The organism is Streptomyces sp. NPDC048504 (genome assembly GCF_043200035.1).
GTDB lineage: Bacteria > Actinomycetota > Actinomycetes > Streptomycetales > Streptomycetaceae > Streptomyces.
Window position 1 is genome coordinate 95,318 of sequence record NZ_JBICXA010000025.1, and the last position, 18,789, is coordinate 114,106.

General features: G+C 67.7%; 17 protein-coding genes. 7 read left to right on the forward strand and 10 right to left on the reverse strand.

The window, feature by feature from the left end; all coding sequences use genetic code 11:
• The 6 genes from ACGFY9_RS44755 to hemL form a co-directional block, all read right to left on the reverse strand.
• The coding region (locus ACGFY9_RS44755) for a cytochrome c biogenesis protein ResB (RefSeq protein ID WP_393764260.1) at positions 1-1,835 on the reverse strand (1,835 nt) is incomplete at its 3' end.
• A 3-nt stretch (positions 1,836-1,838) separates the two neighbouring features.
• Positions 1,839-2,600 (reverse strand): cytochrome c biogenesis protein CcdA, encoded by a 762-nt coding sequence (locus ACGFY9_RS44760; protein ID WP_352111894.1) that lies wholly within the window; start codon positions 2,598-2,600, stop codon positions 1,839-1,841.
• A 6-nt stretch (positions 2,601-2,606) separates the two neighbouring features.
• Positions 2,607-3,209 carry a TlpA family protein disulfide reductase gene (locus ACGFY9_RS44765; RefSeq protein WP_393764262.1) on the reverse strand — a complete coding sequence of 201 codons (603 nt, stop codon included), beginning with the start codon at positions 3,207-3,209 and terminating at the stop codon, positions 2,607-2,609.
• Between the two features lie 89 nt (positions 3,210-3,298).
• Complete coding sequence (locus tag ACGFY9_RS44770) at positions 3,299-4,603, reverse strand: hypothetical protein (protein ID WP_393764263.1); 1,305 nt, start codon at positions 4,601-4,603, stop codon at positions 3,299-3,301.
• 147 nt (positions 4,604-4,750) lie between these two features.
• A complete protein-coding gene (locus tag ACGFY9_RS44775; protein ID WP_393764264.1) occupies positions 4,751-5,437 on the reverse strand; it encodes a histidine phosphatase family protein in 687 nt (228 codons plus the stop codon).
• Positions 5,434-6,741, reverse strand: coding sequence for a glutamate-1-semialdehyde 2,1-aminomutase (hemL, locus tag ACGFY9_RS44780; protein WP_393764329.1), 1,308 nt, complete (start codon positions 6,739-6,741; stop codon positions 5,434-5,436). Before hemL ends, ACGFY9_RS44775 begins: the two co-directional genes overlap by 4 nt.
• Before the next feature lie 651 nt (positions 6,742-7,392).
• Between hemL and ACGFY9_RS44785 the strand changes: the two genes are divergently transcribed.
• Complete coding sequence (locus ACGFY9_RS44785) at positions 7,393-7,830, forward strand: hypothetical protein (protein ID WP_019061278.1); 438 nt, start codon at positions 7,393-7,395, stop codon at positions 7,828-7,830.
• 66 nt (positions 7,831-7,896) lie between these two features.
• On the opposite strand, the gene ACGFY9_RS44790 is transcribed toward ACGFY9_RS44785, so the two are convergent.
• The 3 genes from ACGFY9_RS44790 to ACGFY9_RS44800 are packed head-to-tail and all read right to left on the reverse strand — an operon-like array spanning position 7,897 to position 10,332.
• On the reverse strand, positions 7,897-8,634 hold the full coding sequence (locus tag ACGFY9_RS44790; RefSeq protein ID WP_393764266.1) for a WbqC family protein: 738 nt from the start codon (positions 8,632-8,634) through the stop codon (positions 7,897-7,899).
• Positions 8,635-8,662: 28 nt separating this feature from the next.
• A complete protein-coding gene (locus tag ACGFY9_RS44795) occupies positions 8,663-9,352 on the reverse strand; it encodes a YdcF family protein (protein ID WP_393764268.1) in 690 nt (229 codons plus the stop codon).
• Positions 9,349-10,332 carry a hypothetical protein gene (locus ACGFY9_RS44800; protein ID WP_393764270.1) on the reverse strand — a complete coding sequence of 328 codons (984 nt, stop codon included), beginning with the start codon at positions 10,330-10,332 and terminating at the stop codon, positions 9,349-9,351. Before ACGFY9_RS44800 ends, ACGFY9_RS44795 begins: the two co-directional genes overlap by 4 nt.
• A 179-nt stretch (positions 10,333-10,511) precedes the next feature.
• Here ACGFY9_RS44800 and ACGFY9_RS44805 point away from each other — a divergent pair, with 179 nt between their 5' ends.
• The 6 genes from ACGFY9_RS44805 (at position 10,512) to ACGFY9_RS44830 (ending at position 17,133) form a co-directional block, all read left to right on the forward strand.
• Positions 10,512-10,928 (forward strand): hypothetical protein, encoded by a 417-nt coding sequence (locus ACGFY9_RS44805; protein WP_393764272.1) that lies wholly within the window; start codon positions 10,512-10,514, stop codon positions 10,926-10,928.
• On the forward strand, positions 10,928-11,356 hold the full coding sequence (locus ACGFY9_RS44810; RefSeq protein ID WP_393764274.1) for a hypothetical protein: 429 nt from the start codon (positions 10,928-10,930) through the stop codon (positions 11,354-11,356). The genes ACGFY9_RS44805 and ACGFY9_RS44810 overlap by 1 nt, the downstream gene beginning before the upstream one ends.
• A gap of 67 nt (positions 11,357-11,423) precedes the next feature.
• On the forward strand, positions 11,424-12,545 hold the full coding sequence (locus tag ACGFY9_RS44815) for a hypothetical protein (RefSeq protein WP_393764276.1): 1,122 nt from the start codon (positions 11,424-11,426) through the stop codon (positions 12,543-12,545).
• Complete coding sequence (locus ACGFY9_RS44820) at positions 12,542-12,895, forward strand: ASCH domain-containing protein (RefSeq protein ID WP_393764278.1); 354 nt, start codon at positions 12,542-12,544, stop codon at positions 12,893-12,895. The genes ACGFY9_RS44815 and ACGFY9_RS44820 overlap by 4 nt, the downstream gene beginning before the upstream one ends.
• A gap of 206 nt (positions 12,896-13,101) precedes the next feature.
• The gene (locus ACGFY9_RS44825; RefSeq protein WP_393764280.1) at positions 13,102-16,560 is read left to right on the forward strand and encodes a type ISP restriction/modification enzyme; all 3,459 of its coding nucleotides are present in this window, start codon (positions 13,102-13,104) and stop codon (positions 16,558-16,560) included.
• Positions 16,561-16,617: 57 nt separating this feature from the next.
• Positions 16,618-17,133: a hypothetical protein gene (locus tag ACGFY9_RS44830; protein WP_393764281.1), complete on the forward strand. Its 516-nt coding sequence runs from the start codon at positions 16,618-16,620 to the stop codon at positions 17,131-17,133.
• Between the two features lie 525 nt (positions 17,134-17,658).
• Here the strand turns inward: ACGFY9_RS44830 and ACGFY9_RS44835 are convergent.
• On the reverse strand, positions 17,659-18,759 hold the full coding sequence (locus ACGFY9_RS44835) for an aldose 1-epimerase (RefSeq protein ID WP_393764283.1): 1,101 nt from the start codon (positions 18,757-18,759) through the stop codon (positions 17,659-17,661).
• Between the last annotated feature and the right edge of the window lie 30 nt (positions 18,760-18,789).

Here is an 18,789-nt window from a genome sequence, read left to right on the forward strand (position 1 = left end):
GTCGAGCCGGTGTCGGACTTGGTCGAGCCGGTGTCGGACTTGGTCGAGCGCCCGTCGGTCTTCGTCGAGCCGGTGTCGGACGTGGTCGAGCCCCCGTCGGACTTCGCCGAGCCCCCGTCCGTCTTCGTCGGGGCCCGGTCGTGCACGAGCCCCGCGAGGTCACCGAGTTCCTCGGGGAGTTTCGCGGACTCGCTGCGGCCGAGTCCGGCCATTTCGACGACCGTCACCCCGTCAGCGCCGCGCGTAGCCCGCACCCAGACGCGGCGGCGCTGGATGAACAGGGAGCCGGCCAAACCGACGATCGCGGTGAGCGCGCCGGCCAGCGCCCAGGTGGTGCCGGGCTGCTGGACGACCTGGAAGCCCGCCCACTCCTTGATCTGTTTGTCGAAGGTGATCGACCCGGCGCCGTTCGGCAGCGTCATCGTCTCGCCGGGCAGCAGCTGGGACTTGAGGATGGCACCCTTGGCGGTCTTGAACTGCTTCAGGTTCTTGGTGTCCAGCTGGTACACGTTCTGCGGGATGCCCGAGTTGACGCCGAGATCGCCGTGGTAGCCGGTCACGTTGAGCACCGGGTAGTCGAGCCCGGGGTACTGGGAGAACATCGTGCCGCTGCCCTTGGCGTACGTCGGCACGAACAGGGCGGCGAAACCGAGCTGTTCGGCGACGCCCTGAGAGTTCTTGTAGCCGTCGAGGACCTTGATCGCGCCCTGCGAGGTGACGTTGGAGTCGATCGGCAGCATCGGCACGGCCTGGTGGAAGACCACGTTGCCCTTGCCGTCCCGGACGGTGACGACCGGGGCGTAGCCGTGGCTGACGAGGTAGACCTTCGAGTCGCCGATCTCCAGCGGCTCGTTGACCTTGATCGTGTGCTTCTCGGACTTCCCGTAGGCACCCAGGCTGTAGGTGATGTCGGCCTGGAACGTGCTCGGGGTGCCGCGGTTGGGGCCGGTGCGCTCGTAGGTGCCGACGAAGTTCTTCAGGTTGAAGCTGAACGGCACGAGGTCGTCGTCGCTGAAGAGGTTGCCGGACTTGAAGTCGTCGTACTGGGTGAGGGTGTTGGAGAAGCCGTCGCCCTCGACGATCAGCTTGTCGCCCTCGGATTTGAAGAGCTGGCCCCAGGCGAAGGCGATCAGCATCACGATCAGCGCGAGGTGGAACAGGAGGTTGCCGGTCTCGCGCAGATAGCCCTTCTCGGCGGCGACGGCGTCTCCGGCGATGTGGGCGCGGAAGCGGCGCTTCTTCAGCGCCGCGAGGGCGACTTCGCGGACCTCGTCCGGCTCGGCGGCGGTGCGCCAAGTGGCGTACGCGGGAAGGCGGTTGAGCCGCTTGGGCGCGCCCGGCGGGCGGCCGCGGAGCTGGCCGACGAACTGCCAGGTGCGCGGGATGATGCAGCCGATCAGGGAGACGAAGAGGAGGATGTAGATCGCGCCGAACCAGGCCGAGCCGTAGACGTGGAAGAGGCCGAGCTTCTGGTAGATCGGCCCGAGCGTCTTGTGTGCGTCCTGGAACTCGGAGACCTTCAGCGCGTCGGTGCCGGACTGCGGGATCAGCGAGCCGGGGACCGCGCCGAGCGACAGCAGGAACAGCAGCATCAGCGCGACCCGCATCGAGGTCAGCTGCCGCCAGAACCAGCGCGCCCAGCCGAGCACTTCACGGCCGGTCCAGGCGAGCCAGCCGGTCAGGCCGGGCCTGCGGTTGCCGCCGAAGGAGCCGGGCATGGCCGTCTCGATGGGGGCCGTGGAGAGCTGGGAGCCCGCGGCGCCGAGGTCCTGGTCGTCGCCGGCGGGGTCGGCCCGGGGCGTCTCGGCGGGCGAGTCGGCGGTCGTCTTGCTCATCGATCAGATCCCTACAGTGAAGCCGTCGGACCAGCCCTGCATGTCCTGCACCAGCGCGTCCCAGGCGCCGGTGAGCAGCAGCACGCCGGTCACGATCATCATGGTGCCGCCGACGCGCATCACCCAGACATAGTGGCGCTTGACCCAGCCGAAGGCACCGAGGGCCTTGCGGAACGCGACCGCGGTGAGGACGAAGGGGACACCCAGGCCGAGACAGTACGCGACGGTGAGTATGGCGCCGCGACCGGCACTCGACTGGTCCATGGAGAGCGCCTGCACCGACGCGAGGGTCGGGCCGATGCACGGGGTCCAGCCGATCCCGAAGAGCGCGCCGAGCAGCGGTGCTCCTATGAGTCCGGTGGTCGGCCGCTTGTGGAAGCGGAACTCGCGCTGGGTGAGCCAGGGCATCATCCCCATGAAGAACACACCCATGAGGATCATGAGCACGCCCAGCACCTTGGTCAGGACGCCCTTGTTCTCCTGGAGCGTCTGCCCGAAAAAGCCGAACAGGGCTCCGCCGGAGACGAACACGACGGTGAAGCCCAGGACGAAGAGGGAAGCGCCCGCGACCATCCGGCCGCGGCGGGCGTCGCCGAGGTCGGTGCCGGTGACTCCCGTGACGTAGGAGAGGTAGCCGGGGACGAGCGGCAGGACGCACGGGGAGAAGAAGGAGACGAGTCCGCCGAGGACCGCGATCGGCAGCGCGAGGAGCAAAGCTCCGCTGCGGACTGTGGTGTTGGGGTCGGTGACCGCCGCGAGCAGCACGTCAGCTCACTTCTCCGCGATGACCGGGTCGAGCATCTCGCGCAGCTTGTCCTCGCTGAGTGCCTGGAGTGCGCGTGCCGCGATCTTGCCGTCCCGGTCGATGACGATCGTGGAGGGGATGGCCTGCGGGTTGAGGGTGCCCTTCTTGAAGCGGAGCATCAGCCGGCCCGTCGGGTCGTAGAGACTCGGGTACGGGACGGCGTACTTCTTCTCGAAGGCGACGGCCGGTTCGGTGCTGGTGTCGCGGGTGTTGAGGCCGACGAACTGGACGTCCTTGTTCGCCGTGGCCTTCGCGACCTGGACGAGGTTGTCCGCCTCGGCGCGGCACGGGGAGCACCAGGAGCCCCACACGTTGACGACGAGGACCTTGCCCTTGTAGTCGGCGGTGTTGAGGGTCTTGCCGTCGATGGTCTTGCCGGACAGGTCGGGGGCGGCCTGGCGGTCGCCCTTCTTGACGGTCGCGATGCCGTCGGAGCCGGTGATGAAGTTGGTGTTGCCCGAACCTCCGGAGGTGCCTCCGGAACTGCACGCGGACAGCACCAACGCGGCGACGGCTACACCGGCGGTCGACAGGACGGCGCGGCTAAGGGCGCGGCTGGCGGCACTCATGTGAAAAGTTTCGCATGCCCGTTCTGAGGATCTTGCGCGCCCCCCTCAACGGCGTACGGCGGGTGGAAAACCGCATTTCAGACGGCATTTCAGGCGGCGTCTCCGGTGGCCGTGGAGGAGGCCGACGAGGACGTGCTGGAGCTCGCGGCCAGGAAGGACTTCCAGCCGCCGGCCGGCGCCTGGCCGACATCGAGGGTGCGCAGCTGGGCCAGTACCTCGGGCTTCTGCACGTCGATCCAGTCGGTGAACTGCTTGAAGGAGACCATGCGTACGTCCTCGCCCTTCTCCTTCAGCTGGGCGATGTGCTTGAAGGCCTGCTCGACGGCGTCCATGTAGATGCCGCCGTTCCAGTGCTCGAAGTGGTTGCCGATGAAGAAGGGGGCGCGGTTCGACTCGTACGCGCGCTGGAAACCGGAGATGTAGGCCTGCGCGGCCTGGGTACGCCAGCCCGGGTAGTTGTAGGCGGGCGCGTTGGTGGAGTTGACGGACTGGTTGGCCAGCATGTTGTAGTCCATCGAGAGGACTTCGAAGCTGTGCCCGGGGAAGGGGACGGCCTGGAGGGGGTAGTCCCAGACGCCGTTGCGCTTCACGGGCCAGACCTGGCGGCCGCCGGGCGAGGAGGCGTCGTAGCGCCAGCCGAGGGAGCGGGCGGTGGGCAGCAGGTTGTCCTGGCCCAGCAGGCAGGGCGTACGGCCGCCGACGAGCTCCTTCTCGTAGTCGAACGGCAGGGACGGCAGGTCGTGCCAGCCGGTGTTGGTGCGCCACTCCTTGACGAAGGACTTGGCCTGGTCGATCTCGCTGCGCCACTGCTGGGGCGTCCAGTTGCCGACCGTGCCGTAGCCGGAGCAGAAGTGGCCGTTGAAGTGGGTGCCTATCTCGTGGCCCTCCAGCCACGCGCGGCGGACGTTGGTCAGGGTCGCCTTGACGTGTTCGTCGGTGAGGTAGCCGATGTCGGAGGCGCCGCGCGGGTTGTTCGGCGGGTTGTAGAGGCGCTTCTTCGACTCGGGCAGCAGATACAGGCCGGAGAGGAAGAAGGTCATGCTCGCGCCGTGCTGCTTGGCGAGGTCGAGGAAGCGGGGGAACAGGCCGTTGCCCACCTCGCCCGCGCCGTCCCAGGAGAAGATCACGAACTGCGGCGGGGTCTGCCCCGGCTCCAGCGGCACGGGCTTCGCGGGCTGCTTGGGCTGCGCGCCGGTGAAGGACGTGGAGCCGTCACCGATGAGCTTGGCGCGGGGCTCAAGGGACTTGGTGGGACCGCCGGAGGAGCCCTTCCCGGAGCCGCCGGAGGAGGGCTTCGCCCCGTCCGAGCCGAGCGTCCCGCACCCCGCGAGTCCTACGGCCGCCGCGGCGCCCGCACCGACTCCGAGCGCTCCCCGTCGAGTGAGACTCCGCATTGCTTCCCCATCCGTCGCGTCCTCTGTGGTCTACCTGTGAGAGGACGCGACGGACGAGAAAGTTCGCCGTGAACGATGTGGGTTGCGAAACAAATGTCACAGAGCCGTCACGAGACCTGCCCCTGACGAGTGGTCACCCCGTGTTCGTCAGGCGCCGAACGCCTTGTCCTTGCCCTTGACGGGCTTCGCGCCGGCGAGGAGATGAGCCGGGACGAGATCGCGGGCCGGCTCGGTGTAGCCGACGGACACGATCTTGTCGCCGCGGTAGGTGAAGGTCGTCAGGGACGCGAGCGTGCACTGCCGCTTGCGCGGGTCGTGCCACAGCCGGCGCCGCTCGACGTACGACCGCACGATCCAGATCGGCAGCTGATGACTCACCAGCACCGCCTCGTGACCGCGCGCGGCGTCCTTGGCGGCGTCCAGCGCGGCCACCATCCGGACGACCTGGTCGACGTAGGGCTCACCCCACGACGGCTTGAACGGGTTGACGAGGTACTTCCAGTTGTCGGGCTTCTTCAGCGCCCCGTCGCCGACCCCGAAGGTCTTGCCCTGGAAGACGTTGTCGGCCTCGATGAGCCGCCCGTCGGTCGCGAGGTCGAGCCCGTGCGCCTTGGCGATCGGCGTGGCGGTCTCCTGCGCGCGCTCCAGCGGGGAGGCGACGACGTGCGTGACATCGCGGGAGGAGAGGTGCTCGGCGACCCGGTCGGCCATCTGCCGCCCCAGCTCGGAGAGGTGGTAGCCGGGGAGACGGCCGTACAACACCCCGTCCGGATTGGCGACTTCACCGTGCCGCATCACGTGGACGACGGTGATGTCACTGTCACTGCTGCTCATCGGGTGGCCTCCGCCGCCGCTCGGGCCGCTGCCGGGAGGGCGTCGGCGATCCGCTGGATGGCCCGTTCGTCGTGGGCCGTGGAAACGAACCAGGACTCGAAGGACGAGGGAGGCAGATAGACACCCTGCGCCAGCATCGAGTGGAAGAACGCGGTGAAGCGGTACGACTCCTGCGCCTTGGCGTCCTCGTAGTTGCGCACGCTCCGGTCGGTGAAGAACACGGAGAACATGTTGGAGGCGTTCTGCAGCCGGTGCGCGACACCTTCCTTGCTGAGCGCCTCGGTGACGAGCGACTGGATCTGCGCCGATACGGCGTCGATCGCGTCGTAGGCCGCGTCGTCGAGGAGCCGCAGCTGGGCGAGGCCGGCGGCGGTCGCGACGGGGTTACCGGAGAGGGTGCCGGCCTGGTAGACGGGCCCGGCGGGGGCGAGGTGCGCCATGATGTCGGCGCGCCCGCCGAACGCGGCGGCGGGGAAACCGCCGCCCATGACCTTGCCGAAGGTCATGAGGTCGGGACGGACCCCGTCGATCCCGAACCACCCGGCCTTGCTGGTGCGGAACCCGGTCATGACCTCGTCGGAGATGAAGAGGGCACCGTTCTTCGAGCAGGCGTCCTTGAGCCCCTGGTTGAACCCGGCGACGGGCGGCACGACGCCCATGTTCCCCGGCGAAGCCTCGGTAATAACGCACGCGATCTCACCGGGATGCCGATGGAAGGCCTCGTTGACGGCTTCGAGGTCGTTGTACGGCAGGACGATCGTGTCGCCGGCCTGGGCGCCGGTGACGCCGGGGGTGTCGGGCAGCGCGAAGGTGGCGACACCACTGCCCGCGGCGGCGAGCAGGGCGTCGACGTGACCGTGGTAACACCCGGCGAACTTGATGACCTTGGGCCGCCCGGTGAACCCGCGGGCGAGCCGGATGGCGGACATGGTGGCCTCGGTCCCGCTGGAGACGAGCCGTACCTGCTGCACGGGCTCGACGCGGGCGACGATCTCCTCGGCGAGCGCGACCTCGCCCTCGCCGGGGGTGCCGAAGGAGGTGCCGCGCGAGACGGCGTCGTGGACGGCGGCGATCACGTCGGGCTGGGAGTGCCCGAGGATCATGGGACCCCAGGAGCAGACGAGGTCGACGTACTCGCGCCCGTCCGCGTCCGTCAGATAGGGGCCGTTGCCGGAGACCATGAACCGGGGCGTGCCGCCGACGGCGCGGAAGGCGCGCACCGGGGAGTTCACGCCGCCCGGTGTGACGACCGACGCACGGTCGAAGAGAGCCTGCGAGACGGGTGCGTCGTATGGATAAGGCAGGGCGTGCGGCGCCCCGCTCGCCCCTCCGCTGGGCGTTTCGCTGGGCGTTCCGCTGGGCGTTTCGGTCATGACCTGCGACTTCTCCGGCTTCTCGGACTTCTCGGGATGAGCTGGGGCTCCGGTGACTCAGTGACCTCCTCAGGGTAGGCGGCGGGAGACCGGGCAGGGGCCCCCACCCGTCTGCGAGACTGGGACCTGATACACACAGACACACACAGCTCATGCGGGCGACGGTGTTCAGGGCTTGCGCAGATCCTGCGGACAGGTGTTTCAGCGCACGTTTCGGCGGGCGGCCGTGGGGGAGGTCACTGACACGATGATCGGGTTGCGCGGCGAGGGTCACGCGTCCTGGAAAAGCAGTCGGGTGGAGATATGCATCGCGGTGGCGGACTGGGCGAGGGGACTGACGACCTGGGTCCTCGGCGTGCCCGGCGGGGGAAGCACCGGCGTGACGAGGAGGAAGCCGCCGAGGCACGGCGGGGCGGGCCTGGCTTGGGTCCGGGTGCGGGTGCGGGTGCGGGTGCGGGAAACGGCTTGGGATCCGGCATGGGCTCGGGCTCAGGTTCGGTTTCGGGTGAGTCGGATCGGGATGAGCGACGTATCGAACGTCGGATCGATCAGTTGCGGGCGGGGAGCAGGAATGGTGGTCGGGTGGGGGTGACGTACAAATACTTCGGCGCGCCCGACGGCGCGACCGCGGCCCGCGTCCCGATCTCGATGCGCCCCGAGGAACTCGGCGGCGACGAGCTCGGGATGAACGGCATGTTCACCAAGATCAAGCCGGAGACGATGGCCGCGATGGTCCTCACCGGCATCGAGGGCGTCCCGCTCAACAAGGTGCCCCCGCTGGAACTGGTGGTCCTCCACCCCGACTACGCGGTCGTCAAACTCCCGATGACCGTCGTCGACCCGCTCCGCGGAATCGGCGAGGAAGCGGTCGGCGCGGCGGCGTTCATCTGGTCGACGGTGCCGGACCGGGGTGGGCCTCGGGATGCGTTCAATGTGTACCAACTGCTGCACGAGTGGCAGGACTTCAGCCATCGGTTGCATGAGGCGGGGCATCAGCCTTATTGCTTGGTGTGGCCTTGAGCTGAGGGTTTGTGGTGTGTGTGGCGGGGTTCTCGGACCCCGCCTTTTTCATGTCCCTGGACGCAACTACCAGCCGCCCAGAGTGGGGATTCCAAGGAGATGGCCTTCTCGTTCCACAGCGAACCTGGACGCCAGTTCACTCGGGCCGATCTCGCTCAACCCCCAGAGGCTGCTCACCCGTCGGGCCAACTGCCAGACCCGGTCGCCCGTACCCACAGGTGTGTGGAAGGGCAGAACAGTGATGCCATGGGCGGCGAACGGCTGGTGGTCGAGGTAGCGCAGGCCGCCGGTGCCACACAGGTAGTGGGTACTGCCGGTCGCTACGGCGAGGTCGGCCAGCCGCTCGGACCGGCCCTGGCGGGTCGGGATCGCGCTGCTCTCCAGTACCTCACCGCTCCAGCCGAGGGCAGTGAGCAGGGCAACGGTCGATGTCCTCGCGAGGCCCGCCACGCGGTCCGTGTTCTCGAACCGATCGAGGACCACGTCCAAGACCTCACGCACGACAGGCCAGTAGCGGCTACGGCCGTAGTACTGGCGAACCAGGAGACTGACCGTTCGGCGAGACCGGCGCGGCTCGACGAGCAACGCCTGTTTGATGACCGTCGGGCGTCCGTTGGGCAGGTGAGTGGGGAGCGTGAGCCACTGCTGCCGGCTCGGGTCGTCGAGGGCCGCGAGCCGGGCGCGGTGCTGGTAATCCCGGCGCGCGAACTGAACATCGTCGAGGACGATCCACCGGTCAGCGGCGAACAGCTTGGCCAGCGTGGACAGCCGGGGAAACAGGTTCGGCTGGTGGATCGCGCACACCCCGCCGCTCGCCCCAAGTCGACGTGTGTCAGCTGTTGATGAGGCGGCTGTCGAAGCCGGCGCCCAGGAGGCGCTCGTAAGCGTCATACACATCCCCCGATACGTCCTGCTCGACGGCGAACCCCAACTTCGGGTAGTCGATCACCCGTTGCAGGTCCCCGACGAGCATGTCGACAACGAGCTTCTCGTCGCCGATGGACTTGATGTAGTCGTCCAACTCCAACGGCTCGGAGGCACATACGACTTCGGCCTCGGGCCACAGCTTGCGGCAGGTCGCGTACGAGCGGCGCTCCATGTACGGCTTGGAGATCAGCAGCAGCGACTCCACCTCCACGCCCGCCTCCGCCAGCAACTCCCGGGAGAGGGTGATGTTCTGGCCGGTGTTCGCCGCCTTGGACTCGACCAGGATCGCCTCGTCCGGTGCGCCCAGACTCAGGGCATGCTCCCGGTAGTGGACGGCCTCGCCGCGCGGGAAACGGGCGCGGGTGGTGGGGCTGTTGCCGCCGCTGAACACCACGACGGGGAAGAGGCCGGCGCGGTAGAGATCTACGGCTGTCGTGGCGACACCCAGGTCGTGGCTGCCCAGACCGATCGCCGCTGAGCAAGGCCGCAACTCGTGCCCCATCTGGTGGTAGTCCCAGATCAACGTCGCGTCGTGGAACTGCTCGTCGGTGATCTGACGCTGCTGGTGCTCCGGCACTGGCACTCCCTGGCTCATCCCTGCTGGCCCTCTCGGATGCCCTCGATACTGCGCGACTGGTGGCTCAGCCCGAACTGCCGGGCCACCTGTGCCGCCTGATCGAGGACGGACAGCCCATCATTCCGGGTCGCCGCATCCGACAGAAGGATGTGCCCGTACGCGGTGTCCAACCGCACCCGCTGCATCGGGGAGTCGACTGTGCCGGTGGCGCGCGCGATGTCGATGTAGTGCAGGGCTTGCTTCAGGTCGCCGGCGCCACGATGGGCGAGCGCAAGCTTCTGGTGCGCCACGGACCAGTCCTCCGGCTCACCGAGTTCCTCGAACTCGCGGGTGGCAGCAGCCATGACGTTGGTGGCGTACTCGTTGTTGCCCTCCTTGCTCAGAGCCGTACCGACCCAGAGTCGGGCACGAGCACGGTCACGCCGACTCAACCGCCCGTCTGCGGCGAGGAGTTCGTAGTGGCGGGCGGAAGCGTCGAGCTGACCTGACATCTCCTGTACGACGGCGAGGGACAGCTCGATCTGCGCCACCCGGCGCGGGATGTCGAGTTCGGTGAACATGCCGCGGGCTGTCAGGTAGGACTGGCGGGCCGACAGCGGGCCGAGGACCGCGCCCTGGTCCCGCTGAAGGTCACCGAGCAGGACGAGCGAACGGCCGTACAAATAAAGGCCCTTGACGTCCAGGCCGCGTGGATCGTGGCTCCCCAACCAGCGGTTCAACAGAGTGGAGGCGAAGGGGAAGTCCTGACGGCTGACGCAGACCACGGCGCGCTCGATGTCCTCGGTCCAGGTCTCGTAGTCCGCTGGCCGCACACTCTTCCGCTCTGGGAACAGCACCGCCTCGAACCGGGCATGGGCGGCAGCGTCGGCACGAGCGAGCGCGGTGTCGAGGATCGCCTGGGTGTCGGGCCGGGGCTGTGTTTCGGCCCCCAGGCTCTCCCACTTGGCCACCGTACGCAGCGCGACGCCGAGGTGCTCGGCGAAAGCCCGCATGCTCATACGCAAGGCAGCACGAAGGGCGCTCGCTTCCCTGCCCGTCCACTGCTGCACGCTGACCACTGATTACCTCCCTCCGTCACGTATGGAAGCACTCTCGGTGACGACGTGGGGCGGGAAGTGCAACGGAAGTACAACAGCAGGTCATTTCAAGGCCGTTCACGCCGACCGACGCTGTGGACATGGACGACGAACTCATCACGGAACGCCGACGCGTCGCCTTCCCACAGGTCTTCGGCTACCTACGACACGTCACCGGCGGCCCGGTCCGCCATGCGGCGCTCGTCGACTGCCTCACCGACTACTGCCGCCGACACGAACTGGCCCTCTGCGGCGTCTTCACCGACCGCGACGCCACGGTGGCCAGCCGCTCCCCCGCCTTCGTCGGGCTGCTCGACGCCCTCGAACTACCCGACATCTACGGCGCCGTGGTCCCCGCCCTCAGCCACCTCGGCCCCAGGAGCTTCGGCAGAGAGCGGAAGCGGCGGATAGCCGCAACGGGCACCCGTCTGATCGTGGTGCGCTCCTTCAAGTCGGTTACGGCATGCGCACCTTCCCTCGGCATAAGCCCCAACTTCCAGCCGCAGAGGGATACATGATGTCCGTGCGTGACGCGCTGCGCAGCGCACCCATGGTCAGCGACGTGCACGGACTGCGTCTGCTGAAGGTCGGCGACGGCTGGGACCTCGTGCGCACCTCTGCCGAGACCGGCTTCCTGGCCCTGGCCCACCTTCGCGGCACCGGTGCGCCGATCGGCCCGGTGCTCTACGACGGGCCCAACGAGCGCCTCTACTACGCCATCGCGACCGGCACCGCCGACCGCTGGCACGACCTGCCGGTACGGCACCTCTCCACCAACTCCTGGCTCGTCGCACCCGGCATGGAGCGGCTCGACGACTGGTTCGGCGGCTGGTGCGAGCTACCGAACGACGACACCCTCACCGACCCGGAAGCCCTCCGCGCCACGCTCCAACACCCGTACGTCACCGGTGCCCAGGAAGAAGCGCGCTCTGCCGCTGGTCTCTAGTGCCGGGCACGTCCCGCCGAACCCGGCAACACCTACTTCCGTCCGGCCTGACCGCAAGGGGACATTCATGACGGCCCGTCTCGTCTCACCGAACACCGTCCTCGCCAACGCCCTTCTCCGCGCCGAGGACGTCCTGACGCCACGCATCCTGGCCGCTCCGCCCGAGAGGATCGTGCTGGTCGTCGGCACCCAGATCAACGGCGCCCCGCATATCGGCACCTCGCTCGTCCAGTCGCTCGCCTTCGCCATGGCGGCCCGCCTGCGCGACCGCTTCGGCATCCCGACCGAGGTCCTCTTCAGCGCCCTCGACAACGCCCCGTACGAACTGTTCACGGACCCGGCCAGCGGTCACCGCTACCAACGCGCCTACGCCCAAGCCCTCGGCAACCAGGCCCTGACCGACCTCGTCGCCGCCCTGTACCAACCCCTGTTCACGGCTCTCTCCCGGCGCTTGGGCATCCCGCACCGCGTCGAGACCTACACCCAGCAGCAGGCAAGCGAACACTTCCGCCGCACCTGGCTACGGCTCCTGCCCCGCATCGACGCCGCCCGCTGGTGGCTCGCCCCCTCCACCGGCACCCCACACCTTCGGATCCCCTGCCCACACCCCGGCTGCGGTTGGTCCGAGAAGCACGCCGAACGCACGCGCGTGCACCTCACCGACCGAGAAGGTGCCGACGTCGATGCCGTCTGCCTCCACCACGGCCCTTACCAGGTCACCATCACGCCTACCGCCGGCGCCTACCTCGACCTGGCCACCCTGTACCGCAACCTCGTCAAGGAACTCGCCCTCACCAGCACGGGGGCAGGTGGAACTCTGCACGTCATGGTCAAGGGCGGCGACTGGGTCTTCGGCTCCCTCCTCGTCGACGAAGCCCTCCAGGCCGTCGGCCTCACCCGTGCCCAGCTCCCCGCCCGCCTGTTCTGCCCACAAGTCGTCACCGACACCGGCGCGAAACTCTCCAAGTCCCTCATCCGCGAAGGCCACGCCCCCTTGCCCGAGGGCACCGCCGACTGGATGCTCGACACCCGGCGATGGCCAGGCACCGTCACCGAATACGCCGACCAACTACTGGCTACCGCCGAGACCTTGCTGTCCGACCCTCGACACTTCTTCCGCTCGTACTCCGCAGCCGAGATCGGCCGCCTGCTCACCGCACCAGCGACCAGGAGCATTCCCGCCCCATGAGCAACACCACCCCACGTGTCCGCGAACTCAACCTCTACCGCCAGTACTTCGACCTCGTCGCCGCCGGCACCAAGACCATCGAGGTACGGGTCAAATACCCACACCTCGCCGACCTCGCGGCCGGTGACGTCATCCGGTTCCGCATCAAGGGCACGGACGAGACCTGCGAGGTCGAGGTCGAGCGCGTGACCGAGTACCCCGACTTCGAGGCCCTGCTCGACGGTGAGGGGCCGGCCAACGTCAACCCCACCGCCAGCCGCGACGAGCAACTCGCCAACATCCGGGCCATCTACCCGCCCGAGAAGGAGGCTCTCGGTGCCCTTGCCATCCGGATAGAACTCATCGGCTAACGCACTGCGACCAGCCCCTTGGTGGGCCACGGCCCCGCTCCTTCCGCCCAGCACCACAACCCACACAGCACACGCTCACCGTCGGTGGGCTGCCGCTGAACGGACACTCGTATTCGGCACCTTGGACAGCACTCTCGACGAGGAGTGATGTTGTGTTTACTGTGAGTTGAGGAACATGCGGGGGTGTGCTGGCCTCGGGGGGCAGGATGCAGCGCAAGGACCGGTTTCGGGGCATCGTCAGCGACTTCGGTGCGACGTGTAAACAGGCGTTGCTGCACGGGCAGAAGGAAGCCGCGATCCGCCGAGCGGTGGAAACCCTTCTCGTCGACGCGGCACGGGTACTGGGACTACAGGCGGTCCTGCATGCCGAGGTGGCAATCACAGCGCACCGGATACGCCCCGACCTGGCAGTGCGGATCGGGAAGTTACCGCGCAACATCGTCGGCTATGTCGAGCTGAAAAGCCCCGACAAGAGCGTGATCCATCCTGGCGGCCTGAACCAACGCGACCGCCGCCAGTGGGAAGGCATGGCAAAACTGCCCAACCTGATCTACACGAACGGTCAGACATGGATCATGTACCGCTCAGGTCGGCAGCACGGCGACACCATCCACTTCGAGGGCGATCTACGCAGCGCCGGCTCCCGCCTACGGCTTCCAGTAGCAAGCGAGGCCGCCTTCGAGGCGATGCTTGCCTCGTTCTTCGGCTGGCAGCCCCAACCACTGACGTCAATGCGGGAAGTGGTTGCCCAGGTCGCCCCGTTGTGCACTCTTCTGCGTGATGCTGTTCACGACCGCCTCGATGCTGAAGCGGTCCTCCCGCGTCACCAGCGCCCTTTCACCGACCTGGCCTCCACGCTTGAGGTTGATCTCTTCCCAACCACAGACGACCGGGACCAGCGGGCGACCTTCGCTGACCGCTACGCCCAGTCCGTCACTTTCGCTCTCCTGCTCGCCGGCTCCAACACCGCCAACGGCAACGCGTTGGCCGGTATGAGCCTGCACGAGGTAGGCCGGCGTCTTGGGGCTGAGCACTCCGTCATGGGCCGCGCCTTGCAGATCCTCACCGATCAGGTCGAGGGAGAATTCCGCGACAGCCTGGACATGCTTGTCCGCGTCATTGACGCCATCGACTGGAGGAGTTCCCTGGCCGGCGACCCCGGCTTCCACATCCATCTCTACGAGCACTTCCTGCAGGAGTACGACGCCGACCTGCGCAAGGACTCCGGCACCTACTACACCCCAGCCCCACTGGTGACGGAGATGATCCGCCTCGTCGACGAAGTACTGGCAACCACACTGGATTGCCCAGACGGCTTCGCCGACCCCGGTGTGTCCATCATCGACCCGGCAATGGGAACCGGCACCTTCCTCACCGGCATCATCGACCTCGTCGCCCGCAAGCAGTCCGAGGGCGGCAACGAGGGCTTCCGTGCCGAATCCGTTCAGGAACTCGCTGGCCGGCTGATCGGGTTCGAAAAGCAGATGGGCGCCTTCGCCGTCGCTCAGATGCGCGTCGGACAGATGCTGCGCCAACTCAATGCCCGAGTACGGCTGCGCGACATGCGCCTGCATCTGGCCGACACCCTCGCCGACCCATGGCGCCCCAGTGAACTCTTCGATCGCCACGGTGCCTTGTGGGGGCCCTTACGTGATGACGCCGAAGCAGCCAGCACCATCCAGCGCAACGAACGCATCACCGTAGTCATCGGCAACCCTCCCCACCGCGAACAGGCAGAAGGCCAGGGCGGATGGATCGAGAAGGGCTCACCGGGCCGCGGTGCCCCGCCGCTGGACGACTTCCGGTTGCGTGGTGCGGCAGGCGTCTACGAGAACAAATTGAAAAGCCTGTGCACTTACTTCTGGCGCTGGGCCACCCACAAAGTTTTCGATCAACACGACGACCACCGCCACGGCATCGTCTGCTTCGTCAGCACCGGCGGATTCATCCGCGGCGCGGGCTTCCAGGGCATGCGCTCCTATCTGAGGCGCACCTGCACCGAGGGCTGGGTCATCGACCTCACGCCCGAGACCAAAAGGCCCCCACTCAACAGCCGGTTCTTTCCTGGAGTCCAGCAGGAGTTAGCCATCGCCATCTTCGTCCGCCGTCAAGGCGAGCGGCAAGACGAACTGGCCCCCGTCCACTACACGGCCGTTCATGGCACCCGCCAGAACAAAGGCGAGCAACTGCACAACCTGCACATCACCGGTCCCGGCTGGCGTACTTCCCGGCCTGCCGGGCCTGTCCCTTTCACACCCGCTTCCCAGAGCGGCTGGGACACCTTCCCTGCCCTCACCGAGCTCATGCCCTGGTGCAAGCCTGGCATCAAGCCCAACCGGAACTGGGTCATCAGCCCGTCCAGAACCATCCTGCGGCGACGCTGGAACCGCCTCATTCAAGAGCGCGACCCCTCCGCGAAGCAGGAACTGTTCAAAGAGACCCGCGACCGCACCCTGGACAAAGAAGCTGTCCAGATCCCTGGTCATCCCCACCCGCCGATCCTTCTGCGTATCGAACAAGGCCCCTGTCCTGCTCCGATACGCATCGCGCGCAGAGCCCTGGATCGCCAATGGCTCATACCCGACGGCCGTGTCATCGACTTCTCCCGTCCCGAGCTGTGGCAGGCCAACGTCGACAGCCAGGTCTTCGTCGTCGAACAGCACACCCAACGTCTGCAGACCGGCCCAGCACTGCTTTTCACCGCCCTCGTTCCCGACAACGACTACTTCAAGGGAAACGGTGGCCGCGTCCTGCCGCTCATGCACGCCGACCGCACCCCCAACGTCACCCCAGGACTGTTACACCACCTCGCCAACTCCTACGGCCTCGATGAAGTCCTCCCCGAGGACCTGCTCGCCTACATCGCCGCAGTGACTGCCCACCCCGCCTTCACCGAGCGCTACGCGGACGACCTCAACTCCCTCGGCGTACGTATCCCCCTGACCGCCGATCGCAGCTTCTGGCACGAGGCCATCAGCCTGGGACACCACGTGTTGTGGGCCTCGACGTTTGGCGCACGCTGCGTCAATCCCGACGACGGCCGCCCAGCAGGCACATCGAATTGGTGGCGGCGCCTACACCCCGAGATCATGTACGCCCGAGAAGTCGCGCCCGAAACGCTCCCTTCGATCGTCAGCTACGACAGCGAAAGCGAGCAACTTGTCATCGAGGGCGGCATCTTCACCGGTGTGACCCAACGCATGCGCGACTACACCACCGGCGGCCGCAACGTACTCGACAGCTGGCTCGCCTACCGCAGCGACCGCACCGCCGGCAAAGTAACCAGTGAACTCGACCGTGAGCGCCCCGAGCGCTGGGAACCCGATTGGAGCCGGGAACTCGTCGAAATTCTTGCCGTGCTCAGGCATCTCACCGCCCTGGAACCTCAGCAGGCAGAGCTCCTCAACCGCATCGTCAACGCCCCCTTGATCGACGTCGCTGAACTCACCCGCCGCCGCATCCTCCCGGTACCTGAGCGCGCCCAGCACGCTCACACCGGCCCGGACCATGCCTTTCTGCCCGGCATGGAGACGGTCGATGGCCAACCGCCAGGCCCCGTCGACCCCCTGTCACTCCCGAACGACCCCGCAGGTACCGCGCCGCCCAAGCCCCACTCACCTGCGCACCCCGGCCCACGCGCTCGGCGGCGTCGCGGCCCGGCCTGATTAATAGCGTCAGCAGCCGCTACCGCGCTGCATCAACAACTGCTAGCGGAGACAAAGTTGGAGATCGCGGCACTGGTGGTATCGCTGGTAGCACTGGCGGTAAGCGGAGTCGTCTCGCTTCGACAATTGCGGCTGACCGAGCATGCCAACACGCTACCGGTTCTTGTGGATCTCTTCCGCGAGCATCGAAGTGTGCGGCTGGCGCAGGCACGGCAGGTCGTGCACGAACGGCTGCCTGCCTGTGACCTGTCAGCCGGACTGGCTGGGCTACGGGACGATGACCGGGACCTGGTCCGTGAACTGGCCTGGTTCTACGACAATCTCGGGGCTCTCGTCGCTCACGGGGTGGTGGACATCGATCCCGTCTCCGGATACCTCGGAGGTTCGGTGATCTCCGTCTGGGAGGCCCTGCAACCGCTGGTGCAGGCGGAGCGTGCGAAGCGCGCGCAGAACGCCATGCCAGATCCGAACCGCTGGCAGGAGTACTTCGAGAACCTGTACCACCTCGTCCGCGAGACTCCTGCGGACCGAGCCCGGGCAGCGACGCATCTGTGGCGGCTTCCACGCCACTGACCATTGCCACGTGCATCGAAGATGGCTGGCCCAACTCCCCACCCTGCGAGGGCACATCCAGGGCACACGAGCCTGGAAAACGGCGTCGACCAGTGAGAACTACGGAGAGGAGTTTCCCCTGGTCGGCACACATCTCACCAAGAAGCCCCAGGTCACCACCCCGCCCCTCCCATTCGCTGCACGAATGGCAGGACTTCAGCCATCGGTTGCATGAGGCGGGGCATCAGCCGTACTGCTTGGTGTGGCCGTGAGGTGAGGGTTCACCGGTGACGGTAGTGGGCGGGGTCTTCGGGCCCCGCCCTTTTTGGTGCCGGGACGCGGAGCAGCTTGGCTGCCGGAGCCGTTGGCCGGCGTGGACAGCCGGGGAAACAGGGTCGGCTGGTGGATCGCGCCCTGGTCCCGCTGAAGGGCACCGAGCGCGACGAGTGAACGGCCGTACAAGGAAAGGCCCTTGACGTTCGTCGGACTCCCCGGCCGTCCGCATAGGGTCCACCGCCGCGCCCGCCCCCAAGCCGCTGGCGCAGCTCAGCGCGCCGAGGGCTCATACGTGACCCCGAACCGGAATTCCCGCTGCCGGCCGGGCTCCAGTGACAGGGCGTCGGCATGCTCCGGACGGTTGTAGGCGTCCGTGGGTACCTCGACGGGCTCCAGCGCGATGGAGGTGCGCCGGTCGCGGGCCAGGGTGTCGCCGGTGAACACGTGCATATAGCCGCCGTGCTGCCACACCCGTAGTTCGTCTCCGGTCGCGGGGTCGCTCAGTACCGTCTCGGTCCGGCCGGTGGGTCCGGGGGCCAGGTCTGCGAAGCAGGCATCTATGACGGCGTCGCCAAGCTTCCTGGGCGTACGGAAGTCCATGTCGGGGCAACGGTCCAAGGGCAGCAGGGCCTCCTTTCCGGGCAGGGGGATGAGGGACGCGTCCGTGCGGATCAGGGTGTCGGCGGGGATCTGCAGGACCAGGTCGTCGATCGGGCGGGGGCGAGACAGGGTGAAGTACGGGTGCCAGCCCGACGCGTAGGGGGCGGTGGTCTCCCCCACGTTCGTCGCCCGGATCTCGATGCCCAGCTCGCGGCGGCCGATCGTGTACTCCACGTCGAGGTCGAGCGCGAACGGGTAACCGGGGTACCTGTCCGGTCTGATGCTCGTCGTGCGCAGCAGCAGCCGCGCGGAGTCGGCCGTCGTGGTGGCCCCGACGAGCCGGAACGGCGCCTCGCGCGCGAAGCCGTGGTAGACTGTGTGGTTCGCGACGCGGCCGGGGAGCAGGTCGTGGTCGCGGCCGCCGTGGTGGTAGCGGCCGTCCGCCACGCGGTTGGGGAACGGGGCGAGGAGGCCCGCCCGTACGCCGTCCTGCGAGAGCAGTTCCGCCTCGTCGCTGTAGCCGTCCGTCAGTTCAGCCCGTTCAGTCCGTTCGGTCCGTTCAGTCCGCTCGGTCCGCTCGGTCCGCTCGGTCCGCTCGGTGAGCTGCCCGGCCGCTCCGCGTGCGACCTGCCAGCTCAGCAGTGTCGCCCCGCGCAGGGCGAGGACCACGCGCACGGCACCGTCCGGTGCGGAGACGGCCACGGTGGGTTCGTCGCCGAGGCGGCCTTCGTCGATCCGGTACGTGTCCGCCGTACCGCCTCTGCCCGTCACCCCGTGTCCGGGACGAGCGTCCTCGCCCCC

What these genes read in the sequence shown, in the direction of transcription:
- ACGFY9_RS44775 (WP_393764264.1), bottom strand. Translation starts at nt 5,437, where the DNA reads ATGAGCAGCAGTGACAGTGACATCACCGTCGTCCACGTGATGCGGCAC.
- ACGFY9_RS44825 (WP_393764280.1), top strand. Translation starts at nt 13,102, where the DNA reads ATGCAGCGCAAGGACCGGTTTCGGGGCATCGTCAGCGACTTCGGTGCG.
- ACGFY9_RS44770 (WP_393764263.1), bottom strand. Translation starts at nt 4,603, where the DNA reads ATGCGGAGTCTCACTCGACGGGGAGCGCTCGGAGTCGGTGCGGGCGCC.
- ACGFY9_RS44820 (WP_393764278.1), top strand. Translation starts at nt 12,542, where the DNA reads ATGAGCAACACCACCCCACGTGTCCGCGAACTCAACCTCTACCGCCAG.
- ACGFY9_RS44805 (WP_393764272.1), top strand. Translation starts at nt 10,512, where the DNA reads ATGGACGACGAACTCATCACGGAACGCCGACGCGTCGCCTTCCCACAG.
- ACGFY9_RS44800 (WP_393764270.1), bottom strand. Translation starts at nt 10,332, where the DNA reads ATGAGCATGCGGGCTTTCGCCGAGCACCTCGGCGTCGCGCTGCGTACG.
- ACGFY9_RS44810 (WP_393764274.1), top strand. Translation starts at nt 10,928, where the DNA reads ATGTCCGTGCGTGACGCGCTGCGCAGCGCACCCATGGTCAGCGACGTG.
- ACGFY9_RS44815 (WP_393764276.1), top strand. Translation starts at nt 11,424, where the DNA reads ATGACGGCCCGTCTCGTCTCACCGAACACCGTCCTCGCCAACGCCCTT.
- ACGFY9_RS44765 (WP_393764262.1), bottom strand. Translation starts at nt 3,209, where the DNA reads ATGAGTGCCGCCAGCCGCGCCCTTAGCCGCGCCGTCCTGTCGACCGCC.
- ACGFY9_RS44795 (WP_393764268.1), bottom strand. Translation starts at nt 9,352, where the DNA reads ATGAGCCAGGGAGTGCCAGTGCCGGAGCACCAGCAGCGTCAGATCACC.